Origin of the sequence: Pseudomonas protegens (assembly GCF_003732485.1) — a bacterium.
In the GTDB taxonomy this organism is placed as follows: domain Bacteria; phylum Pseudomonadota; class Gammaproteobacteria; order Pseudomonadales; family Pseudomonadaceae; genus Aquipseudomonas; species Aquipseudomonas protegens_B.
Map to the genome: position 1 here is coordinate 94,073 of NZ_MOAK01000043.1, position 3,540 is coordinate 97,612.

5 protein-coding genes are annotated in these 3,540 nt (G+C 62.9%); 3 read left to right on the forward strand and 2 right to left on the reverse strand.

Going from position 1 to position 3,540, the window contains the following annotated elements; genetic code table 11:
- Nucleotides 1–752, forward strand: a 752-nt coding sequence (locus BLX41_RS34955; protein WP_259744634.1) for an aminotransferase class III-fold pyridoxal phosphate-dependent enzyme, incomplete at its 5' end; no start/stop codon positions are given.
- A 24-nt stretch (nt 753–776) separates the two neighbouring features.
- On the opposite strand, the gene BLX41_RS09880 is transcribed toward BLX41_RS34955, so the two are convergent.
- Both BLX41_RS09880 and BLX41_RS09885 read right to left on the reverse strand, forming a co-directional pair.
- Nucleotides 777–1,361, reverse strand: coding sequence for a hypothetical protein (locus BLX41_RS09880; protein ID WP_060840910.1), 585 nt, complete (start codon nt 1,359–1,361; stop codon nt 777–779).
- Between the two features lie 4 nt (nt 1,362–1,365).
- On the reverse strand, nt 1,366–1,806 hold the full coding sequence (locus BLX41_RS09885; protein WP_185073480.1) for a DUF3592 domain-containing protein: 441 nt from the start codon (nt 1,804–1,806) through the stop codon (nt 1,366–1,368).
- 483 nt (nt 1,807–2,289) lie between these two features.
- Between BLX41_RS09885 and BLX41_RS09890 the strand changes: the two genes are divergently transcribed.
- Complete coding sequence (locus tag BLX41_RS09890; RefSeq protein WP_123724731.1) at nt 2,290–2,685, forward strand: GNAT family N-acetyltransferase; 396 nt, start codon at nt 2,290–2,292, stop codon at nt 2,683–2,685.
- Between the two features lie 37 nt (nt 2,686–2,722).
- Complete coding sequence (locus BLX41_RS09895; protein ID WP_123724732.1) at nt 2,723–3,352, forward strand: SMI1/KNR4 family protein; 630 nt, start codon at nt 2,723–2,725, stop codon at nt 3,350–3,352.
- The last annotated feature ends 188 nt before the right edge of the window (nt 3,353–3,540 follow it).

A 3,540-nucleotide genomic window follows, 5' to 3' on the forward strand; every position in this document is an offset into this window, starting at 1 on the left:
ACAACGGCGTCACCTGCGACGAGGCGCTGAAGGCCATGCAGCGCCTGTTCAGTGTGGAAATCGATGTCGAGGAAGTGGCCTGCTTCATCCTCGAACCGGTGCAGGGCGAAGGTGGCTTCCTGGCCCTGGACAGGCCATTTGCCCAGGCCTTGCGGGCCTTCTGTGACACCCATGGAATCCTGCTGATCGCCGATGAAATCCAGTCCGGCTTCGGCCGCACCGGGCAGCGTTTCGCCTTCTCCCGGCTGGGTATCGAGCCGGACCTGCTCCTGCTGGGCAAGAGTATTGGCGGCGGGCTTCCGTTGGGCGCGGTGGTGGGTCGCAGGGCGTTGCTGGACGTGCTGCCCAAGGGTGGCCTGGGCGGCACCTATTCAGGCAACCCGATTGCTTGCGCCGCCGCCCTCGCCACCCTGGAGGAAATGACCGACGCGCATCTGCAAGCCTGGGGCGAACGCCAGGAACAGGCCATCGTGCAACGTTATGAGGGCTGGAAAGCCGATCGGCTGAGCCCGTATCTGGGACGCTTGACCGGGGTCGGCGCGATGCGCGGCATCGAGTTGGTCGATGCCCGCGGCGAACCGGCGCCGGAACAATTGAGCGCTCTGCTCGGCAATGCCCGCGAGGCCGGGCTGCTGCTGATGCCCAGCGGCAAGTCGCGGCACATCATTCGCCTGCTGGCGCCCTTGACCACCGAGCCTGAAATCTTCGAGGAGGGCCTGGATATTCTCCAGGAGTGCCTGGCGCGCCTGTGATTCCCGGCGCGCTCCAGAACAAGGCTAGAACAGGTAGCCCATGTAGGTGGCAATGCCGCCACCGGCCTGTGGTCCGACGTTCATGCCAGCCATGACCACCGCGCCCTTGGCCGAACGCAGTAACTGCTCGTTGACCTTGATCGAAGCCATCATGGTCCCCGGGTTGCTTCCCAAAACGACGGCCAGGGCCAGTAGCTTGGGGTCCAGGCCGAACAGCAGGGCCGTGGCCGAACCGCCCACCACCAGTCCGCCACCGACTTCGGTATAGAAACAAGGCCCGGTGATGTCGTCCTCGGTCAGATCCCGGCTGCGAAGGGCATCGCTGACAAAGACCTTGCCGGTGCTGGGAAAAGCCTCCGCCGCACCGGCACCACTGACGCTCTTGCCCTTGACCTGGATATTGACCTTGCCGAAACGCGGCAGGCGCCCACCAAAGCCGGCACCCACCCCCAGCCCGCCGTAGCGATAGCTGACGTCCTTGCCCTGGGGCGAACGCAGGGTGATCGATCCACCACCGCCGGCCACGAGGGCGATGGTCAGGCCGCCGCCGCTGGCGGTCTGGTACAGCCATTTACTTTCGTTGACCGGAATCGGAATGCTGAGGTTCATGGGATCAAAGTCCTTTTGCTCTTTGTGTGGCTCGTCCGCGCTGGCTGATGACACCCACCAGGCCGGCCAGGGTAAATACCAAACCGATCAGGCCGAGCACACCCGGGGTGGCCCAGAGTGCTGCCGGATCGTCGATGATGGCGCTGTTGGCCGGCCGCTCGGGCTGGTAATACACCCGCACCGGCTGGTCCTTCTGGTAGCCGAAGATAAAGCCGCCTTGGGGGTAGGAAATGTTCTCACCGCTACCGGTGGTAAAGGCAATCTCGGGGTGCGAACCACCTGCATTCAGGTCGCTGACGATACCGTCGGCGGTCTGGGCACTGGCGATGAATTCGCGACGATCGAGGGTGAGATTGACAGCAATGGCCAGGAGGCCAATGCCGATCAGAACAAACAGCAGACCCTGGAGGATCTTGCCGAGGCGTGACGGGGTGGAGTTAGCCATGGGCTGTCTCGATATTCGTCCGTGAAAGAGGGAGGCCACGATAGCAAGAAACCTCCCTCCAGAAAAACCGCCGCAGCGGCGTTCAGGCGCCCAGGAGATCCGCTTGAGCGCCTTTTGCCAGCGCTTACAAGCCGAATACCCGACGGGCATTGCCCTGGAGGAATTTGTCCACAATCGCCGGCGGAAGTTCCAGCACCCGCGCCTGTTACAGGGATTTTTCCGCGATAGCTGAGGGAAAGTTCTGCCAAACGGCACCAGGTCCTGACCGCAGGTCCGCAGCAAATGCAGCAGCTACGGCGGCTAGTACACCGTTTGATACGGCCGAGGTGTCGATGAGACTTTGTCGTGTTTCACAACCGGTGATTGGGCGCCAGCGTCCACAAACAGGGCACAATGCGCAAAGCCTTGCCGCACCCAGGCCTTTGCTTGATGGGCTCGTGACCGGGGCGAAATGTGCCTGCACTTCCTCTCTGGAGACTTCCCATGCTGATCCGAGACGCACAAGCCGATGAAAGCGAAGCACTGCGACAGTTTCTTGGCAATAACGGCTGGGGCCATCGGGTTGGCAGCAGCACGTACTTTGCCCAGTTGCTGGCAAATTCCCAGCGCACGGCCGTGGCCCTGATCGATGGGCAGATCGTTGGGTTCGCCCGGGGCCTCAGCGACGGCCTGTCCAACGGTTACCTGTCCATGGTGGTGGTTGCCGCGCAGTACCAACGACGCGGCATCGGCCATGAGCTGGTGCAATGGGTGATGGGCGACAACCCGGAAATAACCTGGGTCCTGCGCGCCGGCCGCCCCGGAGCAACGGAGTTTTTCAGCACGCTGGGCTTCGAACCCTCGACCATCACCCTGGAACGCACGCGTCATCGCGCATAATCGCTCCCCTGCCACCTGCTTATCCAAGGAACCCCGTATGTCAGAACAGCACGACACCCACGCCGACTGGCCACCCGCTGGCTGCCCACCCCTGGCTTGGCCGGATCTGTCCGATCAGGGCGCACGGCTGAAGTGGTACCTGGCCGCGATCGGTGCCTATGGCGCTTTATGGGAAGGGCACGTCAACGAGCCTGAATTAACCCCCGTCAGCGAGGAAGCGCTGGTGGCCCTGGAGCAGCGTCTGGGCTGTGCCTTGCCGCCCTCGCTGCGTGACTATCATCGGCAGTTGGGGGTCTTGTCCCTGGCGGAGATCCTTTGCAGCGTCGGCCCCGGCCATACCCCGATCCAGCCTCTGCTGGAGGCCTACCCTGGCATTGTCGATATCCCTGAGAGCGATCTGGACCTGACACTGGCGCACCAGCTGGTTGCCTTTGGCGACTACCTGGGCAACGGCAACCTGTTCTGTTTCCACCGGGAAAGCGGCGCGGTCTACTACTTCGATCACGACACCGGCGTAGCGCTGACACGCTTCTTCGACTCCCCCGAGGAGTACCTGGATGCGCTGATGCTGCTGTGCCTGGCCGAGGTGTACGAGGACGACGACGGCGCCGAAGCGCTGATCAGCCAGCGTTACGGCGACGACTTGGTGCGCAAGTGGCGCTACTGAGTAACAAGGACCTCGGTCTCTGCCGAGGCTGATGAGCGTGCGCAATCTGCGACTCCTACCCTCGAACAAGGATGCTCCATGTTTCAGCGTGCCCTGATCTGCACACTCCTGACACTGATTGCCTTACCCGCCAGTGCCGCGCCAGCCAAGATCGAACGCCGTTGTGGCTGGGTCGAGAACCCGACCCC

Bases quoted from the DNA above. Each gene is read 5' to 3' on its own strand.
- BLX41_RS09880 (WP_060840910.1), bottom strand. From the start codon at position 1,361: ATGAACCTCAGCATTCCGATTCCGGTCAACGAAAGTAAATGGCTGTAC.
- BLX41_RS09885 (WP_185073480.1), bottom strand. From the start codon at position 1,806: ATGGCTAACTCCACCCCGTCACGCCTCGGCAAGATCCTCCAGGGTCTG.
- BLX41_RS09890 (WP_123724731.1), top strand. From the start codon at position 2,290: ATGCTGATCCGAGACGCACAAGCCGATGAAAGCGAAGCACTGCGACAG.
- BLX41_RS09895 (WP_123724732.1), top strand. From the start codon at position 2,723: ATGTCAGAACAGCACGACACCCACGCCGACTGGCCACCCGCTGGCTGC.